The 22,096-nt window shown below is 42.2% G+C and carries 21 protein-coding genes and 1 pseudogene; 20 read left to right on the forward strand and 2 right to left on the reverse strand.

Annotated features, from left to right (window positions below; all coding sequences use genetic code 11):
* The first annotated feature begins 6 nt into the window (after nucleotides 1–6).
* The 11 genes and pseudogenes from MHH26_RS03360 to MHH26_RS03410 all read left to right on the forward strand — a co-directional run bounded on the left by MHH26_RS03360 (nucleotide 7) and on the right by MHH26_RS03410 (nucleotide 13,217).
* Nucleotides 7–1,450 (forward strand): annotated as a pseudogene (locus MHH26_RS03360) (FAD-binding oxidoreductase).
* Nucleotides 1,447–1,995: an MFS transporter gene (locus MHH26_RS03365; RefSeq protein ID WP_034663338.1), complete on the forward strand. Its 549-nt coding sequence runs from the start codon at nucleotides 1,447–1,449 to the stop codon at nucleotides 1,993–1,995. Before MHH26_RS03360 ends, MHH26_RS03365 begins: the two are co-directional and overlap by 4 nt.
* A 137-nt stretch (nucleotides 1,996–2,132) precedes the next feature.
* On the forward strand, nucleotides 2,133–3,170 hold the full coding sequence (gene argC, locus MHH26_RS03370) for an N-acetyl-gamma-glutamyl-phosphate reductase (protein ID WP_060595988.1): 1,038 nt from the start codon (nucleotides 2,133–2,135) through the stop codon (nucleotides 3,168–3,170).
* Nucleotides 3,171–3,190: 20 nt separating this feature from the next.
* Nucleotides 3,191–4,411 carry a bifunctional ornithine acetyltransferase/N-acetylglutamate synthase gene (argJ, locus tag MHH26_RS03375; protein ID WP_106031495.1) on the forward strand — a complete coding sequence of 407 codons (1,221 nt, stop codon included), beginning with the start codon at nucleotides 3,191–3,193 and terminating at the stop codon, nucleotides 4,409–4,411.
* A 14-nt stretch (nucleotides 4,412–4,425) separates the two neighbouring features.
* Nucleotides 4,426–5,202, forward strand: a complete 777-nt coding sequence (gene argB / locus MHH26_RS03380) for an acetylglutamate kinase (protein ID WP_034663330.1) — start codon at nucleotides 4,426–4,428, stop codon at nucleotides 5,200–5,202.
* Entirely contained in the window at nucleotides 5,199–6,350 is a 1,152-nt protein-coding gene (locus MHH26_RS03385; RefSeq protein WP_340972343.1) for an acetylornithine transaminase, read from the forward strand. Before argB ends, MHH26_RS03385 begins: the two co-directional genes overlap by 4 nt.
* 69 nt (nucleotides 6,351–6,419) lie before the next feature.
* The gene (locus tag MHH26_RS03390) at nucleotides 6,420–7,481 is read left to right on the forward strand and encodes a carbamoyl phosphate synthase small subunit (protein WP_066031043.1); all 1,062 of its coding nucleotides are present in this window, start codon (nucleotides 6,420–6,422) and stop codon (nucleotides 7,479–7,481) included.
* On the forward strand, nucleotides 7,474–10,554 hold the full coding sequence (locus MHH26_RS03395; protein ID WP_340972345.1) for a carbamoyl phosphate synthase large subunit: 3,081 nt from the start codon (nucleotides 7,474–7,476) through the stop codon (nucleotides 10,552–10,554). The genes MHH26_RS03390 and MHH26_RS03395 overlap by 8 nt, the downstream gene beginning before the upstream one ends.
* Entirely contained in the window at nucleotides 10,551–11,501 is a 951-nt protein-coding gene (gene argF, locus MHH26_RS03400) for an ornithine carbamoyltransferase (protein ID WP_034663317.1), read from the forward strand. The genes MHH26_RS03395 and argF overlap by 4 nt, the downstream gene beginning before the upstream one ends.
* Nucleotides 11,502–11,603: 102 nt before the next feature.
* Nucleotides 11,604–11,783: a YjzC family protein gene (locus MHH26_RS03405; protein ID WP_034663316.1), complete on the forward strand. Its 180-nt coding sequence runs from the start codon at nucleotides 11,604–11,606 to the stop codon at nucleotides 11,781–11,783.
* A 168-nt stretch (nucleotides 11,784–11,951) separates the two neighbouring features.
* Nucleotides 11,952–13,217: an MFS transporter gene (locus MHH26_RS03410; protein ID WP_034663308.1), complete on the forward strand. Its 1,266-nt coding sequence runs from the start codon at nucleotides 11,952–11,954 to the stop codon at nucleotides 13,215–13,217.
* A 117-nt stretch (nucleotides 13,218–13,334) separates the two neighbouring features.
* On the opposite strand, the gene MHH26_RS03415 is transcribed toward MHH26_RS03410, so the two are convergent.
* Nucleotides 13,335–13,529 (reverse strand): YjzD family protein, encoded by a 195-nt coding sequence (locus MHH26_RS03415; protein WP_003211779.1) that lies wholly within the window; start codon nucleotides 13,527–13,529, stop codon nucleotides 13,335–13,337.
* 211 nt (nucleotides 13,530–13,740) lie between these two features.
* Here MHH26_RS03415 and MHH26_RS03420 point away from each other — a divergent pair, with 211 nt between their 5' ends.
* The 4 genes from MHH26_RS03420 to MHH26_RS03435 all read left to right on the forward strand — a co-directional run bounded on the left by MHH26_RS03420 (nucleotide 13,741) and on the right by MHH26_RS03435 (nucleotide 16,393).
* Nucleotides 13,741–14,481, forward strand: coding sequence for a hypothetical protein (locus tag MHH26_RS03420; RefSeq protein ID WP_060595993.1), 741 nt, complete (start codon nucleotides 13,741–13,743; stop codon nucleotides 14,479–14,481).
* A gap of 75 nt (nucleotides 14,482–14,556) precedes the next feature.
* The gene (locus MHH26_RS03425) at nucleotides 14,557–15,132 is read left to right on the forward strand and encodes a nad binding enzyme (RefSeq protein ID WP_340972349.1); all 576 of its coding nucleotides are present in this window, start codon (nucleotides 14,557–14,559) and stop codon (nucleotides 15,130–15,132) included.
* Nucleotides 15,133–15,222: 90 nt separating this feature from the next.
* On the forward strand, nucleotides 15,223–16,185 hold the full coding sequence (locus MHH26_RS03430; RefSeq protein ID WP_034663299.1) for a BMP family ABC transporter substrate-binding protein: 963 nt from the start codon (nucleotides 15,223–15,225) through the stop codon (nucleotides 16,183–16,185).
* A gap of 10 nt (nucleotides 16,186–16,195) precedes the next feature.
* Entirely contained in the window at nucleotides 16,196–16,393 is a 198-nt protein-coding gene (locus tag MHH26_RS03435; protein ID WP_003211983.1) for a ComZ family protein, read from the forward strand.
* A 9-nt stretch (nucleotides 16,394–16,402) separates the two neighbouring features.
* On the opposite strand, the gene MHH26_RS03440 is transcribed toward MHH26_RS03435, so the two are convergent.
* Entirely contained in the window at nucleotides 16,403–16,636 is a 234-nt protein-coding gene (locus MHH26_RS03440; RefSeq protein WP_034663296.1) for a hypothetical protein, read from the reverse strand.
* 169 nt (nucleotides 16,637–16,805) lie between these two features.
* Between MHH26_RS03440 and MHH26_RS03445 the strand changes: the two genes are divergently transcribed.
* From MHH26_RS03445 to MHH26_RS03465, 5 genes are all read left to right on the forward strand, one after another.
* Nucleotides 16,806–17,744, forward strand: a complete 939-nt coding sequence (locus MHH26_RS03445; RefSeq protein ID WP_012009552.1) for a beta-ketoacyl-ACP synthase III — start codon at nucleotides 16,806–16,808, stop codon at nucleotides 17,742–17,744.
* A gap of 21 nt (nucleotides 17,745–17,765) precedes the next feature.
* On the forward strand, nucleotides 17,766–19,007 hold the full coding sequence (fabF, locus tag MHH26_RS03450) for a beta-ketoacyl-ACP synthase II (protein ID WP_334748622.1): 1,242 nt from the start codon (nucleotides 17,766–17,768) through the stop codon (nucleotides 19,005–19,007).
* A gap of 77 nt (nucleotides 19,008–19,084) precedes the next feature.
* Nucleotides 19,085–19,879, forward strand: coding sequence for a DUF2268 domain-containing protein (locus MHH26_RS03455; RefSeq protein WP_307499448.1), 795 nt, complete (start codon nucleotides 19,085–19,087; stop codon nucleotides 19,877–19,879).
* A 168-nt stretch (nucleotides 19,880–20,047) separates the two neighbouring features.
* The gene (locus MHH26_RS03460) at nucleotides 20,048–21,028 is read left to right on the forward strand and encodes an ABC transporter ATP-binding protein (protein WP_307499449.1); all 981 of its coding nucleotides are present in this window, start codon (nucleotides 20,048–20,050) and stop codon (nucleotides 21,026–21,028) included.
* Nucleotides 21,025–22,047: an ABC transporter ATP-binding protein gene (locus tag MHH26_RS03465; protein ID WP_340972354.1), complete on the forward strand. Its 1,023-nt coding sequence runs from the start codon at nucleotides 21,025–21,027 to the stop codon at nucleotides 22,045–22,047. Before MHH26_RS03460 ends, MHH26_RS03465 begins: the two co-directional genes overlap by 4 nt.
* The last annotated feature ends 49 nt before the right edge of the window (nucleotides 22,048–22,096 follow it).

A 22,096-nucleotide genomic window follows, 5' to 3' on the forward strand; every position in this document is an offset into this window, starting at 1 on the left:
CTAATAATGAAACGAAAATGGTTGTGGATCGTTCTTTTGATGGGATATGCTGCTGCATTTTTTGCATCAATCACCATTCGCGAGGAGCAAGCAAACAAAAGACAAGATCTTGAAGCCTTTACAGATGTCAGTCATCTCATGCCTGTCAAAATAAAAAAAGTCGTTCAAGGAAAAGAAATAGACACTTTAAAAGAAGTATTAGAAGAAGCGAAAGCAAAAAACCTGCCGATATCAATTGCCGGCAAACAGCATAGCATGGGCGGCCACACGTATTATGAAAATGGCATCGTGCTCGATATGACAGAATTCCGTCAGATTTTAGCATTTGATGAAAAAAAGAAAACCATCCGTGTCCAAAGCGGCGCTACATGGGATGATATACAAACATATGTGAACCCCTACGATCTTGCCGTGAAGGTCATGCAATCACAGAATATCTTCACGATTGGCGGTTCTCTCAGTGCAAACGCACATGGACGTGACATTCGCTACGGATCACTCATTGACACGGTTCGTTCCTTTAGGCTGAAAGGCAGATGGGGAGATCGTTACAGTGAAGCCAGGCGATGATTTGTTTACAGCCGTGATTGGCGGATATGGTTTGTTCGGCGTGATTTTAGATGTTGAGCTTTCGCTAACGAGAGATGAATTATACAAAATGGAGACAACCTCTCTTGATTATCGTGAATACACCGATTATTTTCAAAAGCATGTCAAACACAATAAAGAAGTACGCATGCATCTCGCAAGAATCTCAACAGCGAAAACAAACTGCTTGAAGGAGATGTATGTAACGAACTATTCCCTCTCAACTCATCAAGAGCTCGAACCATACCGAGAGCTAAAGGAAGATCAGCTCGTCATGCCATTGAAATTTATGCTCGGCCTTTCAAGAAGATTTGATATGGGGAAAGATCTGCTCTGGAATTTGCAAAAAAAGTATTTCCAAAGTCAAAATGATCAGCTGATCACAAGAAACAATGTGATGCGTTCAGATTCTGCTTTTTTAGAATATGAAAATGAGTCAGACACAGATGTGCTTCAGGAATATTTCGTCCCAGTTGATCGCTTTCGTGCGTATATCGATGAAATGAGAGACTTTTTACAACAGGAAGAATTGAATTTAATGAACATCACGATACGCTACGTACAAAAAAATGAAAAAGCGGATCTCTCATATGCGAAAGAAGATATGTTTGCCCTTGTTCTTTTAGTGAATTATGGTTTTGAGAAAGAAGAGAAGGCAGAAGCAGAGCGGATCATCCGGCAAATGACAGATATCACGCTACGGCACCATGGAAGCTATTACTTACCGTACATGCCTTATCAAACGAAGGCACAAATGAAGCGGGCGTATCCTAAAACCGATGTATTCTTCCGAAAGAAAAAGAAAGCAGATCCAGATGGTAGGTTTATCAATTACTTTTATGAAAGGTACAATACACAATGAATGCAAAAGCAATGAAATGGTTCGTCTACTCACAAAGCCTGCTGTTTTTCGCCAGCAGTTTGATTTTCCCTTTTTACATTCTTTTTATTAAAAATGTTGGTTCAAGCTATTCACAGTTTGGTCTTGCCTATGGCTTGTTTGGTTTAAGCGGAGCGTTTATTCATTTACTCTTAGGGAAACTACCCGAAACTACTGACAGGCGTCTCTTTTTAATCATTCATTCGTTCGGTATGGCGTTTCTTTTACTGCTATTTCCGCATATAACAGAAGTGGAGCAAGTGTATATGATTCAGCTTGCACTTGGTGCGTTAGGCGGCTTTCAAAAACACGGGGAAAAACTGCTCGTCACGGAACTGACAACAGGTAATAAAAGAATGAAGGAGGTTGGCCACTATCATTTTTGGACAGCTCTTTTTTCATCCATCGCGATTATGCTTGGCGGCCTGTTTGCTGATTTCTTTACCGTTCATTTCATTTTTTATGCAAGCTCCATATTATATTTATGCAGTGCGCTCATGGTCATCTATATCAAAAACGAAAGATAAATCCGCATGTCTCATGAAGATATGCGGATTTTTTGTTGAAAAAAAATGAAAACAAATATTAAATATACAATTGAATTAATTTTTATACATGTTATAATGTTAAATAATTTCACAAAGATCAAGAGGGTGTATTGACGTTGAAAATAGGTATTATAGGTGCTACAGGGTACGGTGGTGCGGAATTGGTTCGTATCTTCAAGCATCATCCACATGTGGAGGAATGTATATTGTATTCATCAAGTGGTGATGGGCAATTATACAGTCAATCTTATCCGCATCTGACAACTATTACTGATCAAACATTAAAAGCCATTGATCCAGCTTCCATTGTGCGAGAAACAGATGCTGTGTTTTTAGCGACACCAGCAGGCGTATCAAGTGAACTTTCGCCGAAGCTCATGAATCAAGGAGTGCCCATTATTGATTTATCAGGTGATTTGCGCATTCAAGATGGCGCAACCTATGAAGCTTGGTATAAACGAAGGGCAGCTGATCAAGCATCTGTTCAACAAGCTGTGTACGGATTATCTGAATTAAATCGTGAAACAATTGAGCAGGCTGAAGTTATTGCAAACCCAGGGTGCTTTCCTACCGCAGTTCTTCTCGGTTTAGCACCGCTGATGAAACAGAATCTAATCGATGAATCTATGATCATAATAGATGCAAAAACAGGCGTGTCCGGTGCAGGACGATCTGCCTCACTTGGAACACATTTTTCAGAGCTAAACGACAATTTCAAAATTTATAAGGTAAATGAACATCAACATACACCTGAAATAGAGCAAATATTAAGAGAATGGAATCCGCAAACGGCGAACATCACATTTTCAACGCATCTTGTCCCGATGACAAGGGGGATTATGGCGACGATGTATACACAGCTGAAATCAGATATCACAAAAGAGGAATTGATGAAGCATATGAAAGGCTTTTATGAAGATTCCTATTTTGTCAGAGTGAGAGATCACGGCGTGTATCCGCAAACAAGGGAAGTATACGGCAGTAATTTCTGTGACATTGGCTTTCATTTAGATGAACGTACAGGCAGACTCACGATCGTGTCTGTGATCGACAATCTCATGAAAGGCGCAGCCGGCCAAGCGGTTCAAAACTTCAACATCATCAAAGGCTTAGATGAAGAGGCGGGCCTCACAATGACACCTCTCTATCCATAAGAACAGGGGAGACAACAAACATGATCGAATTGAATGAAAAAAGCATTGTAAAAATAGACGGTGACGTATCATCACCAAAAGGCTTTGAAGCAAAGGGGATTCATATTGGATTACGCTATTCAAAAAAAGACCTTGGACTGATTGTCAGTGAGGTGCCGGCAGCGAGTGCAGCGGTATACACACAAAGTCACTTTCAAGCTGCACCTCTACAAGTCACTCAGAAAAGCTTAAAAAAGACAGGGCAATTAAAAGGTGTCATTGTCAATAGTGCCATCGCCAATGCATGTACCGGTGAGCAAGGTTTGAAGGACGCATACGAAATGCAGGCAGCCTGCGCAGATATGTTAGGGGTAGAACCTGATTACATTGCTGTTTCTTCTACTGGTGTCATTGGAGAGTGTCTCGATATGGATAAAGTCAAAAAAGGCATCTCACAGCTGAAAGAAGCAAAAGCAGGAAATGGTCATTTTGAAGAGGCAATCTTAACGACAGATACAGTCATTAAAAATACAACATACACCCTGACGATAAACGGCAAAGAGATTCTAATTGCAGGTGCAGCAAAGGGCTCTGGCATGATTCATCCGAACATGGCAACGATGCTTGGCTTCGTGACAACGGATGCAAATGTCGAACAGGAAGCCCTGCAAAACGCACTTCGTGACATTACCGATGTGACCTTTAATCAAATTACCGTCGATGGGGAAACATCGACAAACGATATGGTACTCGTAATGGCAAATGGCATGGCAGAAAATGAAGCACTCAATGAAAAGCATCCAGAATGGCCATTGTTCAAAGAAGGATTAAAGCTAGCTTGTGAGGATCTTGCCAAAGAGATTGCAAGAGACGGAGAAGGTGCAACGAAATTAATTGAAGCGCAAGTTGCTGGCGCCAAAAATAATTTAGAAGCCGGCATCATAGCGAAGAAAATCGTTGGTTCAAGTCTTGTGAAAACAGCCGTCTACGGCACCGACGCCAACTGGGGGCGAATCGTTGGAGCCATTGGTCATAGTGCAGCTTCCGTCACACCACAAGAGGTAGAAGTTTATTTAGGCGGACAATGTCTGTTTAAACATAATGAACCGCAGCCATTCTCAGAAGAGGAAGCAAAAGCGTATCTAGAGCAGGATGAGATCACGATTTTGATTCAAATGAATGAGGGAAATGGTAAAGCAGCAGCATGGGGCTGTGACCTTACCTATGATTATGTGAAAATTAACGCGAGCTATCGCACATAATGAAGGAGATAGACATGGATAAAACGATCGTATTTAAGTGTGGAGGTAGTGTCATTCGAGAACTTTCAGATACCTTTTATGAAAATGTCCGCTCACTTCAAGCTGCTGGATTTAAGCTGGCTATCGTCCATGGTGGAGGTCCTGAAATCACTAGCATGCTGCAAAAATTAGAAGTGAAAACAGAATTTGTTGATGGACAGCGCAAAACAACGAAGCCTGTGTTAGAGGTAGCCGAAATGGTCCTCTCGGGAACGGTCAATAAATACTTTGTGTCAGAGCTCGCAAAGCATGATATCTCATCTGTCGGCGTGTCTGGGAAAGATGGGCAGATGCTTGTCGCCGATTTCCTCGATCAAGACGTGTACGGATACGTTGGTGAAATCAAAGAAGTCCATCCAGAGATGGCAGAAGCATTAATGGAAAAACAATTTATTCCTGTGATTGCACCGCTGTCTATGACAGAAGAATGCCAAACGTTAAACGTAAACGCTGATTTAGCAGCATCAGCTGTCGCAGGAGCCATGAAAGCTGATAAGCTCATGTTTGTCACAGATGTGGAAGGCATTTTAAAAAATGGTGAGCTTTTAGATGTCGTCACCGAACAAGAAGCCCTTTCACTCATTGATGAAGGCATTATTTCCGGGGGAATGATTCCAAAAGTGCAATCCGCTTTGAGTGCTTTATCAGGAGATGTGGATGAAGTCATGATCGTGAATGGCAAAGGCAGTATCTTTACAGGGGAAACCTTTAAAGGAACAAGAATTGTGAAACAAAAGGAGGCGGTCCTGTGAGTCATCTCTTTCAAACGTATGGACGGTGGAATGTTGAAATTAAAGAGGCAGCAGGTTCTTGGGCAGTCGATACAAATGGAAAAAAATACTTAGACTTTATACAAGGCATTGCGGTTACAAATCTAGGCCACAATCACCCAAAGGTCAATCAAGCCATCAAGAAGCAGCTTGATCACGTCTGGCATGTATCGAATCTATTTGAAAATGGACTGCAGGAAAAAGCAGCAGAAAAGCTTGCGGCAAACACTTCAGGAGACCTCGTGTTTTTCTGCAATAGCGGAGCTGAGGCAAATGAAGGTGCGATCAAATTAGCGCGTAAAGCAACAGGGAAAACAAATATCGTGACATTTTTGCACTCTTTTCATGGGCGCACGTATGCTGGTATGGCTGCTACAGGTCAAGATAAAATCAAAACTGGCTTTGGCCCTATGCTGGAAGGCTTTCATTATGTACCGTTTAATGACCCGGACGCTATTACCGCGTGTGAAGTCGATGATGTGGCAGCGGTGATGCTTGAGGTTGTGCAAGGAGAAGGTGGAGTAAATCCAGCAACAACAGAATTTCTAGAAGCCGTTCAAGCGTTTTGCCAAAAGCATGAAGCACTGCTGATCGTAGACGAAATTCAAACGGGTATTGGACGTACAGGAACAGTGTTTGCATACGAACAAACGGGACTTGATCCTGATATTATCTCTTCTGCTAAAGGCTTAGGAAACGGCTTCCCAGTCGGTGCGGTCATCGGGAAAAAGGCTTTAGGAGATGCATTCTCACCAGGTTCACACGGAACAACCTTTGGTGGCAACATGCTTGCCATGGCCGCAGTGAATGCAACACTCGATGTCATTTTCAAAGAAGAGTTTCTTTCAGAAGTCAAAGAAAAAGGCGCTTATCTGTTAGAAAAGCTGCAAGATCTGAAACAACTGAATATCGTAAAAGAAGTACGCGGAAAAGGATTGATGGCAGGGATTGAATGTCATCAGCCAGTCGGTGATTATATCACAGCTCTTAGAGAACAAGGGCTGCTGGTACTTCCAGCTGGTCCAAATGTGATTCGGTTATTACCTCCGCTGAATGTAGAAAAAGCAGAAATAGATCATGCAATAGAAGCGATTACTCAGGTTTTAGCAAATGAAGCAGTGACGGTTTAAATTTTTTTACACCAAAACGCATAAAAATGCATTTATATTACTAATTATTCAATTTGGGGTGACACAAGCATGAAAGGTTATTTAAATTTAGAAGATGGAGCCTCTTTTGAAGGAGATCTGACAGGAGAAGCTGGCATGACAGGTGAAGTGGTTTTCTTTACAGGGATGACAGGTTACCAAGAGGTGCTCACAGATCCTTCGTATAAGGGACAAATCATTGTTTTCACATATCCACTCATCGGAAATTACGGCATTAATCATGAAGACTTTGAGAGCAAAAAACCACAAGTGAAAGCTGTTGTTGTTTATGAAGCAGCTGATCATTTCTCTCATCATCTTGCAGCGGTTAGCTTAAAAGATTATTTACAGAAGTGGAACATTCCGCTTCTGACGCATACAGATACACGTGCAGTCGTGCAAAACATCCGGGCAAATGGGACGATGAACGCTGTGATCAGTGTAGACGAAAACGAAACACCGCCGGCCATGAAACAAGACAATGTGGTCGCACAGGTGACAGAGGACGAGATCTACACACAAGGCAGCGGCGAGGAACATGTAGCGCTCATTGATTTTGGCTTTAAAAAATCAATTGCAGATTCGCTTGAAGCGCGTGGCTGTAAAGTAACCGTCATTCCGTACAAACAGCTGGAAAAGGTGTTTGAGATCAAGCCAGATGCGATTCTGCTGTCAAATGGACCTGGTGATCCCAAAACAATGAAGCCATATTTAAAAACCATTCATGACATCATGATGACCTTCCCGACACTTGGAATCTGCTTAGGTCATCAATTAATCGCTCTCGCACTTGGCGGGGATACGTATAAGCTTCCATTTGGCCACCGCGGGGCGAATCACCCTGTACAAGATACAGAATCCAAACGTGTTTTCATGACAAGTCAGAACCACAGCTATGTGGTGAATGAAAAAAGCATGAATGACAAAGAAGTGGACGTGAAATTCCTTCATGTCAATGATGGATCTGTAGAAGGTTTCATTCATAAAGAGAAGCTAATTATGTCAGTTCAATTTCATCCAGAAGCACACCCAGGTCCTGCTGAAAGTGAATGGGTATTCGATGATTTTATTGAGAAAGTGAAACAAGCAAGGAGAGAAGTTGCACATGCCTAAAGATCAAAGCATACAAACCATTCTAGTCATCGGGTCTGGTCCAATCATCATTGGTCAGGCAGCAGAATTTGATTACTCAGGAACACAAGGATGTATGGCCCTAAAAGAAGAGGGCTACAAAGTCATTTTAGTAAATAACAACCCAGCAACCATTATGACAGACGAATCATTTGCTGATGAAATCTATTTTGAACCGCTTTCAGTTGATTCAGTGACAAGAATCATCGAAAAGGAAAAACCAGATGGTCTTTTAGCCAACCTTGGCGGACAGACCGCTTTAAACCTTGCTGTCGAGCTAGAAAAAGCCGGTGTGCTGAAGAAGCATGGGGTAACCCTGCTCGGAACGTCAGTTGAAACAATTGAAAACGGTGAAGATCGAGAGAAATTCCGTGCTCTCATGAAGCAGTTGAACGAACCTGTGCCAGATAGTGAAATTGTGGATAATGCGAAAGATGCCCTTCAATTTGCAAAAGAAGTAGGCTTCCCAGTCATCCTAAGACCAGCATACACACTTGGCGGAAAGGGCGGCGGAATTGCCTTAACAGAAGAAGCGTTTAAACCGCTCATTGAAGGAGCCCTTTTAGCGAGCCCGATTCATCAGTGTTTAGTTGAAAAAAGCATCGCTGGCTTTAAAGAAGTCGAATATGAGGTCATGAGAGACCGTCAAAATACGTGTATTACGGTTTGTAATATGGAAAATATCGATCCAGTTGGTGTGCATACAGGAGACTCGATTGTCGTTGCACCTTCCCAAACATTAACAGACCAGGATTATCAAATGCTTCGTTCAGCGAGCCTGAAAATCATTTCAGCACTGGATGTAGTCGGCGGATGCAACATCCAATTCGCCCTTGATCCACTCAGTAAAGAATACTTTGTCATTGAGGTGAATCCACGGGTCAGCCGTTCATCTGCTCTTGCCTCAAAAGCAACAGGCTATCCAATTGCTAAAATGGCGGCAAAGCTTGCGGTAGGCTATACACTAGACGAACTCAAAAACCCGCTCACAGGCACAACTTATGCTAGTTTCGAGCCGGCACTCGATTATGTCGTCGTGAAATTCCCACGCTGGCCGTTTGATAAATTTAAACAGGCAGATCGTCAATTAGGAACAAAAATGAAGGCGACTGGCGAAGTCATGGCGATTGACCGTAATTTAGAGTCAGCCATTCAAAAAGCCGTCGCCTCCCTTGAAATCAAAACAAAGGGCTTCCACCTGCCAGAATTGAAAGGCCAATCGACTGAACAACTATTTGAACTGATCAAAACACCAGACGATCGACGTTTCTTCGCTGTCATGGAGCTTCTTTCAAGACAAGAAACGGTCGAAACGATTCATCAAGCGACGAAAATTGATCTATTCTTCTTACATGTGTTCAAGAATATGATCATTCTCGAACAGGAATTGAAGAACCATGAGGGAACGCTCTCAAAAGACACCTTGAAAAAGGTAAAGGAAAAGGGCTTCCTTGATGAAACGATTGCTCTTCTTACAGGCCACAGTGAAGAGGCCATTAGACAGCTTCGTCAAGAATATGACATTACGGCTTCATTTAAAATTGTCGACACATGTGCGGCAGAATTTGATGCAAAAACGAACTACTTCTATTCCACATACTTTGGCAAAAGTGATGGAGAGCATCAGGAGAAAACAAAGCAGCGTGCACTCATCATTGGCTCTGGTCCGATTCGAATTGGGCAGGGAGTCGAGTTTGACTATAGTGCAGTTCATGGCGTTCTTACCCTGCAAAAGCTTGGCTTTGAAACCATCATGATGAACAACAATCCAGAGACGGTCAGTACGGATTATGAGATCGCAGATCGTTTATATTTTGAACCCATTACATTAGAGCACATCTTAAACGTTGTCGAAGCAGAAAAAATTGATTTCGTCATCGTCCAATTTGGCGGACAGACTGCCATCAATGTAGCAGAAGGCTTAGAAAAAGCCGGCGTCACGTTGTTAGGTACATCCTTTGACACGCTAGATGCGCTCGAAGATCGTGATTTGTTCTATCAGCTTCTTGATGAACTGAATCTTCCTCATGCAGAAGGAAATACGGCTGACTCAAAAGAAGAAGCACTTGCACATGCCAGAATCATTGGTTACCCTGTGTTAATTCGCCCATCGTATGTCATTGGCGGAATGGGGATGATCGTTGTCCAGTCAGAAGCACATTTGACATCATTGCTTGATCAGCCAGATCATTTGCCGTACCCGATCTTAATTGATGAGTATGTCACTGGAAAAGAAGTTGAAGTGGATCTGATTTCTGACGGAAAAACGACCTTCATTCCAACGATTGTGGAGCATATAGAGAAAGCGGGCGTCCACTCAGGTGACAGCTTTGCCATTTTACCAAGTGTCTCCATCAGCGAAGACATCAAACAGCAGGTGCATACTGCGTCCGAACAAATAGCGAAGAAATTAGCGTTTAAGGGCATTATGAATATTCAATTTGTGATCAAAGGGGATCAGGCGCTTGTACTAGAGGTAAATCCGCGGGCAAGCCGGACGGTTCCAGTCGTCAGCAAAGTAATGGGCATTGACTTGATTCCGCTTGCGACTCAATTATTAGCAGGTGCGACGCTTGAAGAACTGAACCCTGCAACGAAAAACAAAGGGGGAACAGCGGTCAAATTCCCAGTCTTCTCATCACATGCCATTCAAGATATTGACTTAAAGCTGACACCTGAAATGAAAGCGACAGGAGAAGGAATGTGTGTAGGCAAGAACGCCGAAAGCGCCTTGAAAAAAGTGTTTGCGTCAATCTGGCATCAGAAAGGCAGCCTCTTTATAAAAGGCAGTGAACAATTGGTAGATAAAGCGAAACATGCAGGCTTTGACGTCTGGACGGACAGCTTTGAAACTTGGCTGCAAAACGAAGATAAGTCGCTTCATATCCATTTAGGGGAAGATGAAGAGGCAAAAGAGCAGCGTGTAAAAGCACTCACACATGGCGTCCAAGTTCTAACCGAAGATGAAACAGCTCAAGCATTCCTGCAAGGGAAAAATGGAGATGTATCACCAGTATCGCTCAAAGAACTATATAAAAAGGAAGTGACGGCATGAGTCAAGTCGACGTGCAACCGGCATTATACGGAAAAGACTTTTTATCGTTAAAAGATTTCTCAATCAATGACATTGCTTATTTAATTGAAAAAGCGGAAGAAATGAAACAAAATCCCTATCAGGATTTATTCAAAGGGAAAACGTTAGCGATGATCTTTGAAAAATCGTCAACTAGAACCCGTGTATCGTTTGAAGCGGGAATGACGCAGCTAGGAGGACATGCGCTCTTCCTCAGCTCAAATGATTTGCAAATTGGCAGAGGAGAAACGATCAGTGATACAGCGCAGGTGCTGTCTGGCTATGTAGATGGCATTATGATTCGGACCTTTGAACATGAGAAGGTCGAGGAGCTAGCACAATACGCGTCTATTCCTGTCATCAATGGACTGACTGACTACTCCCATCCATGTCAGGCACTTGCTGATTTATTGACAATCAAAGAAGTAAAAGGAACATTAAAAGGAATCAAAGTAGCCTATATTGGTGACGGAAATAACGTGGCTCACTCCTTGATGGTTGGCTGTGCCCAGCTAGGCTGTGACATTGCTGTTGCATCACCAGAAGGCTATGAACCGCTCCAAGAAGTAACAGACACGGCACGTGAGTTTGCAAAACAATCAGGCGCAGAAGTCATCGTTACGACAGACCCTGTCGCTGCTGTCCAAGATGCAGATGTTATTTATTCCGATGTGTTTACAAGCATGGGGCAGGAAGCAGAAACAGAGAAACGCCTTGCTGAATTTAAAGAATATCAAGTCAATGACGAACTAATGAGTTATGCAGCAAAGGATTATATTTTCCTTCATTGTCTCCCGGCACACCGCGGAGAAGAAGTGACAGCAGACATTATTGACGGGCCGCACTCAAAAGTTTTTCAGCAGGCAGAAAACCGTTTGCATGTACAAAAAGCGTTAATCAAAGAGCTCATGTATCAACAAACCAATTAAATGAAAAGTGTCCCTGACTCGTAGGAGCAGGGACTTTTTGCATAAAGGATTGGAGAGGCAAGTGACGGGACATAATAACATCATCGAGAAAGGAGGATGGGAATGGGTCAGAAGCATCAATTTAAATCAGGGAATAAAGCACCGAATAATGGTGTGTATATCGAGATCGGTGAAACCGGCAGTATGGTGAAAGATCCTTTAAAGATTAAGCTTCAAGCAGGCGACGTCTTTCCGGATAACTCGAACCATAATCGTGTTTGGACCTACCAAAGAAAGCCATAAGCAATTGACTAAGAGTCAGAAGGAATAAGTCTTTAGAGGCATGTGTCATGCCTCTTTTTTCTTTATAATAAAAATCAATTAAGTTCCAATTTTCAAAAAATAGTATGAAAAATAGAGAATTTAAGGTAAAATATGTAATTGGAATATATTGTTGAAAGGATTTGTGTGATGGAAAAGACGAATCTCAGTGAAAGTGTTTGGAATAAACGCTTCACCTCATTATTCATATCAAGACTGATTAAAAACACAGGAGAAAGTTTTGCTTTTACATCCGTCCTTTGGCTATTGATTTTGAGAGGGGATGGAGCACTCGGTACAGGACTTCTCCTAGCAGTAACCGTTCTTCCTTCATCTTTGTTGGCCCCAATACTAGGACCTCTTATGAAAAAGCACCATTTGTCTAAATGGATGTTCGCTTCAGACGTCGTTCGAGCAACAATTGTACTCATTATTCCGCTTCTGCATTTTTCACATCTATTGCCTTTATGGTTATTGATCTCATTAATGGTTATTCAATCGGCAACAGGTGCAGCATATAATCCAGCCTCTGTGGCCATTTTACCGCAGATTGTTCCGAAGCATCTGATTCAAAAAGCAAATGCCATCCTGCAATCTTCTTTTGAGATTGTCGCACTTGCAGCAGTCATGGTGGCTGGTCTCTTGGTCAAATTAATCGGACCTGCAGATACCCTTCTCATCACCACTGCCTTATTCATCATATCCGGCCTGTTTATTATCGGCGTCAAACTAAAGAAAACCGATGAAGAAAAAGCAGCAGGCATTAAACAAGCAAAGAATACATATTTGTATAACTTAAAAAGAGGTTTTCTCGTCGTCAAAAATCATCACATTTTATTTGCACTGACGCTGTATTGTATTTTAATGAATGTCGCCGCAGCACCGTGGCAGGCACTATCTGCTGTATACGTAGCAGAAGCACTGCAAAGCGATTCCATGGTGTATTCCATTTTAAGAGGTGTTGCCGCAGTCGGCGCGTTTATGATGGGCTTTGCTCTAGCGAAAGTGAAAATTAAGAGATTTGGTTTGTTCTTTATTGTCGCTGGTATGATTGAAGGAGCTGCGTTCTTTATCACAGGGATGAGTACATGGCTGCCGGTCGTTCTACTTGCATCCTTTATATTCGGTGCCGCCGTTAGTGCGATCAATGTACCGGAAATGGTCATTATTCAAACGTCTGTCGACCAAGACGATCAGCCGCAAGTATACGCCGTGATCAATGCTTCATCAAATGTTTTTCTCCCGCTTGCAGCTGTCGTATCAGGTGTTCTGGCAGAAAGGTTTGGAGCAGGACCTGTCATTGCTGGCGGTGGGGTCCTTGAAATTTTATCTGGTATCGCGATCTTCCTGTTTACAGGGCTTGCGAAAAGCCATTTGACAGCAGACAAACAGAAGTCCGAAACCGTCGAGGTGTAATCGATAAAAAACCCCCTGTGGCTGCAGGGGGTTTTAGCGTACCGCTTTTCAATCAAAAAGAAAAAGAGCTAAAATCAACATCATTTTAGCTCTTCCTCAGCAATCAAGTCTTACGTATTAAGAGTGTTTTGTTGAACTTTCCGTTTCTTTCATTGGACTTACTTCAGCAAAGATGAATAAAATAACCGTAAACACCACTGCAAGAATAGAAGTCAAAGTAAAGTCATAAGCAGCGCCATTCATCGAGGCAACGATGTAGCCAGCCATATGTGTCAGCAGAAAAGTCCAAATGAGGGTGATAATATAATGCATAATCCCACCGTCCTTTATGTAACAATCTATTGATTATCATACCATAGATACGAGTGAGGGGAAAAGACTGTTTTAGCCTTTATGTGACCATTTTAAGACCTTCTGCTATAAAAATAAAAAGAATTCTTCTCTCTTTAGGGGATTTCCTTATTCCTACAAGAGTTGTTGTTCATATCATAGAAAGCAGAATCACTGAAAGGAGGCTGGCCATATGGGTGTAAGCGAACGGTTTTTCCAGCTTGGTTCCCAGTGGAACGTCATTCACCTTCCTCAAAAACCAAATGGCTTTGGCATTCTTATCCTCGGTGACCGAAATCACTTTGTGCAGGAAAATACATCATTCTGGCTTCAGCACTATGGAAGAAACCAGCTTTTAACTGCCTTAAAGGATGAAGGATATACATTGTTTAATAGTCATCTTCATGGGAATCACTGGGGATGCGAAGATGCTGTTTTTAGTGCAAAGCAGCTCGTTCATCACACATTAAAACAAGAAATATTAAACCGGGAAATTCATGTGCTGGCAGAGGGGATGGGCGCACTCGTTGCCATGAGCCTTGCTGAAGAGATGCCAGAAGTGCTAAGGTCCATTGCGCTCGTGAATCCATGTCTGCATCTCTATGCACAACGAGAAAGAGAAAAGGAACACAAATTCTTTTATAAACAGCTGATCAAAGAATTAGCGAAAAGCTACGGCTGCTCTGAAAAGGAAGCGGAAACGTACCCGCTCCCTGCTTGCCCTGTTCATTCTGCTCATGTACCGATTCACATATGGCAAAGACTAAACGGCGCACCGTATGCATATGAACTGCATGCAAAGCCTTTTATAGATCAGCATATGAAGAATCCAGAGCATTGTCAGATCGATCTCACCTTGCATATGTTTGATCATCCGAGAAGAATCTTTCAATCCATTCACAAGTTTTATAAATCGCATGAAAGAGAATTGTGATGAATAGGATGATAACAGCCCTTCATGGAAAGGGCTCTTCTTTTTATTCGATAAGCTAAAAAAGGGGACATGAACATGGAAACAGGACTGATCATAGGGGCAGATGAATTTTTTGGTCTAGCGCTGTGTGAATATATGATGAAAGAGGGCATTCAAGTGGATATCACATGTCCTCATGATCATACAGAAGAGCAAAAGATGTTATTAGAAGAGCGAATGATGTGGCTCGGCAGAAATGATCTCTTCCGTGTCATTGACCTTCAGGATGGAAAAGACACGTATGACCTCATCTTTATTCAATCAGAGGAATCAGATAAACGATACAAAGACATGAAAGCGAAGCATGGCATGTACCAGGTTCTTTACGAAAAAACCGAAGACGAATCGTCCAATCAGAATGTGCCGGCTGTTATTCTCCCTCGCATGTTCGGACCATGGGCACTTAATAAAGAAAGAACTAAGCGTGATGAAGCATTTTTTGTAGAAGATGTGGTAAGGGATTTGTTCAAGTGGGCATCGGGCACTGAACAAAGACAGGAAATGATATATGAATTGAAGGTAGAAAGACAAACGGATGACAAACAAGCAGAAGAAATGATGGTAGAATGGAAAAGACAAAACTCAACATTTTTCGACAAAAAGCAAGAATGATCTTCCATCTTATCTTTTTTCAGTATAAAATAAACCTATATTTAACATACAGGTTCATGCCTGCATGTGGCAAAGGGAGTTGAACATGGCATGAAGTATCAGCGGCTTGTCATGATCTTTTCGTTCCTTCTCCTATTATCTGCCTGCTCACAGGCACCTTTAAAAGGACAGATTGAGAAGGTGGGTTTACTCGTCCCCGATACAATTAATGATCAAGTTTGGGGAACGAAAGGTTATAAAGGCTTATTAAATATTCAATCAACATTTGGTGTAGATGTTTATTATAAGGAAGGAATGGTCGACAAAGAGAAAATCGTTGATGCCATTGAAGAATTTCACAAAAAAGGAGTCAATTTGATTATTGGCCATGGCAATGAATACAGCGAAATTTTCAACTTAATTAGTGAAGATTATCCGAAAACACAATTTATCACGGTAAATGGAAACAAGCCTCAGGCGGATAATGTCGCGAATGTGACGTTTAAAGGTGAAGCGATGGGCTTTTTCGGAGGCATGACAGCAGCACATATGTCAAAATCAAAAAAGATTGGTATTCTTGCTACATATGATTGGCAAAGCGAAGTAGATGGCTTTATCAAAGGTGCAAAATATCAAGATGAACATGTACAAGTGCTTGCCGAGTTTGTCGAAAACTGGGATGATGCGGACAAAGCCGTGGAGCTCTATCAAAAATTGAAAAAGCAGGGCGTAGATGTTGTATATCCAGCAGGCGATGGTTATAATATCCCTGTCATTGAACAAATCAAAGCCGATAATTTATCAGCGATCGGATATGTCACTGATCAATCCAACCTCGGCAGTCATACCGTCTTAACAAGCACAGTCCAGCATGTGGATAAAGCGTACACTATTATTGCGAAGAAATTTAATGAAGGCAAGCTAAACGAACAAGGTGACTACTCCTTTGATTTTAAAGAAGGAGTGATCGAAATGGGGAAATTTAGTTCCACCATTGACCGTGCTTTTGTGAAAGATATTGAAAGTGATATTGCGACTTACAAAAAAACTGGCAAACTGCCAAATGAAAAGTGAGGATACGACGATGCAGCACGAAAAATCGATGGAGTTTTTACAAATTGCCATGAAGTATTTTCCGCAGGCAAAAGAAGAATTAGATAAAGCGGGTATTCAGCTTGAGCCCGAAGCTCTTCAGCCGCTTTTATCATTGTTTACATCTGTCATGCAAGAGGCATATGAGCTTGGGAAAGCAGATGCAGAATCAGAAAAAGCCACAGAATAGTGGCTTTTTTTATGATAATTTTTTCTTGAAGGCACTAATCATAGGGCCAACATCTTTAAACACAGGCTTCAGCTCATCGATGGAGTTCATAATGTTCCCAATTTGATTCATGACATGCATGTAATCAATTGAGTCTTCACTTGGAGATGTCTCCTCACGTTCCTCCTTTGCTTCTGTCTTGCTTTTCTCCTTTTCAAGCGGCTGGCCAAACATCATAGCCGAAAAAATATCTTTTTGCGCCATATCACATGCTCCTTTCTACTATCGGTATATCAATAATCTATGAAAAAAGTGAGAGGAAAGGTTAGACGTTTGTATTGCCAAGGAGAAAAAAATAAGGTAAAATTAGTACCAGATACTAATATAAGATCACAATATCACATGCTCGTATGAGTAAAAGGAGTCTTATTCAATGAATGCTGGAATTATTGGCCTTGGCCGCTATATACCTGAAAAAGTGTTAACAAATCTTGATTTAGAAAAAATGGTTGAAACTTCTGACGAATGGATTCGTACTAGAACAGGTATAGAAGAAAGAAGAATTGCTTCTGATGATGTCAATACATCTCATATGGCGCTTGCTGCTGCAAAAAAAGCATTAGCTGACGCAGATGTGGCTGCAGAAGATATCGATATGATTCTTGTGGCGACAGTCACGCCAGATCAAGCATTTCCGACAGTCGCTTGTATGATTCAAGAGCAACTCGGTGCACATAAAGCATGTGCAATGGATATTAGCGCTGCGTGTGCTGGCTTTATGTATGGGCTTGTTACTGGAAAACAATTTATCGAATCAGGAACTTTCAAGCACGTGCTCGTCGTTGGCGTTGAAAAGCTTTCTCGCATTACCGACTGGGATGACCGCAATACAGCTGTTCTGTTTGGAGATGGAGCAGGTGCTGCTGTGTTAGGAGAAGTCAGCGAAGGGAAAGGAATTCTCTCATTTGAGCTTGGAGCCGATGGAAGAGGCGGGAAGCACTTGTACTTAGATGAAAAAGATCATACAATCATGAATGGACGAGAAGTATTTAAATTTGCTGTAAGACAAATGGGCGAGTCAAGCGTAAACGTCATCGAAAAAGCTGGACTATCAAAAGAAGACGTTGACTTCTTGATTCCGCATCAAGCAAATATTCGCATTATGGAAGCAGCCCGCGAACGCCTAGAGCTGCCAGTTGAAAAAATGTCGAAGACAGTCCATAAATATGGAAACACATCAGCAGCATCTATTCCAATTTCACTATGTGAAGAAATCGAAGCCGGAAAAATTCATGACGGCGATGTGATTGTAATGGTTGGTTTTGGTGGCGGATTAACGTGGGGCGCAATCGCTATGCGATGGGGCCGATAAAAGAGTGAGGTGCACAAATTAATGGATAAAAAACGAGTAGTTGTTACAGGATTAGGTGCTTTGACACCTCTTGGCAACGATGTAGAGTCAACATGGAAAAATGCTGTAGCAGGTATATCAGGAGTTGGACCAATCACACGTGTCGATTCAAGTGAATATACCGCAAAAGTAGCAGCAGAACTAAAAGATTTTAACATTGAAGATTACATGGAGAAAAAAGAAGCCCGAAAAATGGCACGCTTCACGCAATATGCAGTCGTTGCTGCTCAAAAGGCGCTAGAAGATTCACGTCTTGAAATCACAGATGAAATCGCACCGCGTGTTGGTGTATGGGTTGGGTCTGGTATTGGCGGACTTGAAACATTTGAAGAGCAGTTTGAAGTGTATTCAAATAAAGGAGCAAGACGCGTAAGCCCATTCTTCGTTCCAATGATGATTCCAGATATGGCAACAGGCCAAATTTCAATTGCACTTGGCGCAAAAGGGGTTAACTCTTGTACAGTGACAGCATGTGCCACAGGGACAAACTCAATTGGTGATGCATTTAAAGTCATTCAGCGCGGAGATGCAGATGCGATGATCACAGGCGGAACAGAAGCGCCGTTAACAAAAATGTCGTTTGCAGGTTTCTGTGCGAACAAAGCCCTTTCGACAAATCCTGATCCAGAGACAGCAAGCCGTCCATTTGACAAAAACCGTGACGGATTTGTTATGGGTGAGGGTGCAGGGATTATTGTTCTTGAAGAACTCGAGCATGCGTTAAAACGCGGGGCGACGATTTATGCAGAAATTGTTGGATATGGTTCAACTGGAGATGCGTATCATATTACAGCACCGGCTCCAAACGGAGAAGGCGGCGTCCGCGCAATGAAAGAAGCGATTCGAGATGCTGGTTTGTCTGTGGAAGAAATTGATTATATCAATGCCCACGGAACAAGCACACCTTACAATGATAAATTTGAAACAATGGCCATTAAAGAAGTGTTCGGAGAGCATGCGAATCAGCTTGCAATCAGTTCGACAAAATCAATGACAGGTCACTTACTTGGCGCAGCAGGCGGAGTAGAAGCTATTTTCTCTGTTCTTGCGATTAAAGACAGCGTCATTCCTCCAACCATTAACCTTGAAACACCGGATGAAGAATGTGATCTTGATTATGTGGCAAATGAAGCACGTTCAAAAGAAGTACAAGTGGCTCTAAGTAACTCACTTGGCTTTGGCGGACATAATGCGACAATTATCTTTAAAAAATACGAAGCGTAATATTTCCTAAGAAGGCGGCGATCTATAAACAGATCGCCGCTTTTTTGCATATGATGAAAATGGAGGTGTTTAGCGGTATGGGTCTAGTCAATACACAATATCTCATTCATCAATCATCATCATTTCAGGAGCTGGCATCGCGCTTTATTCCTTATTTTAAAGGGGCAGAGGAAAAAGAATGGTCCTCTATTCTCTCCCACCTGCAGCATCACGGAATGATTCGGTCTTTTAGATCATGCAAAGACATGATCGACAAGCTCAAAGAAAAAGGGTACTTCCAGCTCGTCATGAAAGAATACAAAACGCTGCAAAAGCAGTGGAAAGGCCCTGACATTCCTGTCTTTATTTTGCCAGTCAATGAGAGCAGCAAAGAAATTAGAGAACAATTTTTTTATCAATCCGGCATGGCATTTGACGACAAGGTCTTTCTCTTTTTGTCGCCAAATACTCCGAAAGAACGTATCGGTACATTGCTGACTCATGAATATCACCATGTATGCAGGTTGCATTTTCTCACGAAAGAAGAAAAAGATTTTACATTCCTTGATACAATCATGATGGAAGGGCTCGCTGAATATGCTGTGTATCATAGATACGGAGAAAGCTATACAGCAAAATGGACCACTCTCTATGACGAAACGCAGCTTCAGCACTTGTATAAGAAATGGGTATCCAGTCATCTTGATCAAAAAGTGCAGGACGACGAAAGACTGATACAGAACCTCCTTTATGGAAAAGGGAACTACCCCAAAATGCTTGGTTACGCCACCGGGTTTTATATCGTGAAAAAGTATTTCAGTGAGCACCGAATCAGCGAGGAGTCTATGATCGCAGAGCCGTCCGAAACTTTTTTAAAGGCGGTAGACTCATAAAGTGAATGATTGACATAAAAAGATAGATATTACAAATTTACTAAATTCTTCTTGATTTCGTCATAACAATGTAATAATATACAAATATAAATTTTGATAATTCTTTTTATTCAAAAAATACGGAATTTTTTATTCAGTTCTATTGTCTATGGAGAAAGGGGCGAATGAATGACCAAGCTGCTTGAAGTGCAAAACTTAAAAACATATTTTTTTCGAAAAAAAGAACCGATACCTGCTGTTGATGGCGTTGATTTCAGCATTAACAGAGGAGAAACTGTCGCATTAGTCGGTGAGTCTGGATCTGGTAAAAGCATTACGTCCTTATCCATTATGGGGTTGATAAACGGCACTGGTGGAAAAATTATGGACGGTTCCATCAAGCTTGATGGCAAGGACCTAGTTACATATGGTGAAAAGGAATTATGCAGCATTCGTGGTAATGACGTATCTATGATCTTTCAGGAACCCATGACCTCACTTAATCCCGTCCTAACCATCGGGGAACAAATAACAGAAATCCTCATCTATCACAAAAAACTTTCAAAAAAAGAAGCGACCAAAAAAGCGATTGATCTGCTGAAGCTTGTTGGTTTTTCCAGACCGGAACAAATCATCAAAGATTACCCGCACCGTTTATCAGGCGGCATGCGGCAAAGAGTGATGATTGCCATTGCGCTAAGCTGCGATCCGAAGCTTCTCATTGCAGATGAACCGACAACTGCCCTAGATGTAACGATTCAAGCCCAGGTGCTCACATTGATGAAAGATTTATGCACGACATTTGGTACATCTATTCTTCTCATTACTCATGATCTAGGTGTCGTGTCTGAAGTGGCAGATCGAGTCATTGTCATGTACTGCGGACAGGTTGTTGAAAATGGGACCGTCGAAGAATTATTTGATCAGCCGCTTCATCCTTACACAGAAGGGCTGCTTGAATCGATTCCTGTCATTGACGGAGACATACAGCCGTTAAGGGCGATAAAAGGGAATGTCCCTGCGCCAGATCAGCTTCCGGCTGGCTGCCGCTTTGCTCCTAGATGCCCGAAAGTGAAGGAGCGGTGTCTAGGAGAGCTGCCTAAGCTGAGGACATTTGAGAATGGCAGAAGCGTCACATGCTTCTTATATGAGGAGGCAGACCATACATGACCCTTGCTCAAAATCAACCACAGCCAACAGATCTAACAGAGAAAGACACCATCCTTGAACTGAAACAGATCCGAAAACATTTTCCGATTAAAGCGGGCGTCTTTCAGAAGAAAGTCGGTGCAGTCAAAGCTGTTGACGGCATAGACTTGAAGATTTATAAAGGTGAAACGTTAGGCATTGTTGGGGAGTCAGGATGCGGTAAATCTACACTAGGCCGGACAATGATTCGCTTATATCAGCCAACTGACGGTCAAATCTTTTTTAAAGGGCAAGATATCTCCCACGTATCAGAATCAAAGCTAAGACAATCAACACGAAAAAACATCCAAATGGTTTTTCAAGATCCCTTTGCATCACTCAACCCTAGAAAAACACTTCGAAGCATCATCAAAGAACCCTACAAAACACATCACTTATATTCCTTAAAAGAAAGAAATGAAAAAGTAGAACAGCTTTTATCAAAGGTGGGCCTTCATCCAAGCTTTGCAAATCGCTACCCTCACGAATTTTCTGGCGGGCAGAGGCAGCGAATCGGCATCGCTCGTGCGCTTGCCATGAATCCCGAAATGATCATCGCAGATGAGCCGGTATCAGCACTTGATGTATCCATTCAGGCGCAGGTGATTAATCTGATGGAGGAGCTTCAGGAGGAATTTGACCTGACATATCTATTTATCTCTCACGATTTAAGTGTGGTCAGGCACATTAGTGATAGAGTCGGCGTGATGTATCTGGGCAAAATGATGGAGCTTGCCGATAAGCACAGCCTGTATGATGAACCGCTCCATCCATATACACAGGCACTGCTTTCTTCTGTTCCTGTTACCCGTAAAAAGGGTCAGATCAAAAGAGAACGTATCATGCTTCAAGGAGATCTGCCAAGTCCTGCGAATCCGCCAAAAGGCTGCGTATTTCACACAAGATGCCCGCATGCGAAGGAAATCTGTAAAGAAAAAATACCAGCATTTCAGGAATTAAAAACAAACCACTTCGTTGCCTGCCACCTCTACGACGCTTAATCAGCTTGGAAGATCTCATCTTTGAGAGGGGGGATGAAGCGGCATCTGT

It is taken from the genome of Bacillus sp. FSL K6-2839, assembly GCF_038003365.1.
Classification (GTDB): Bacteria; Bacillota; Bacilli; order Bacillales; family Bacillaceae; genus Bacillus.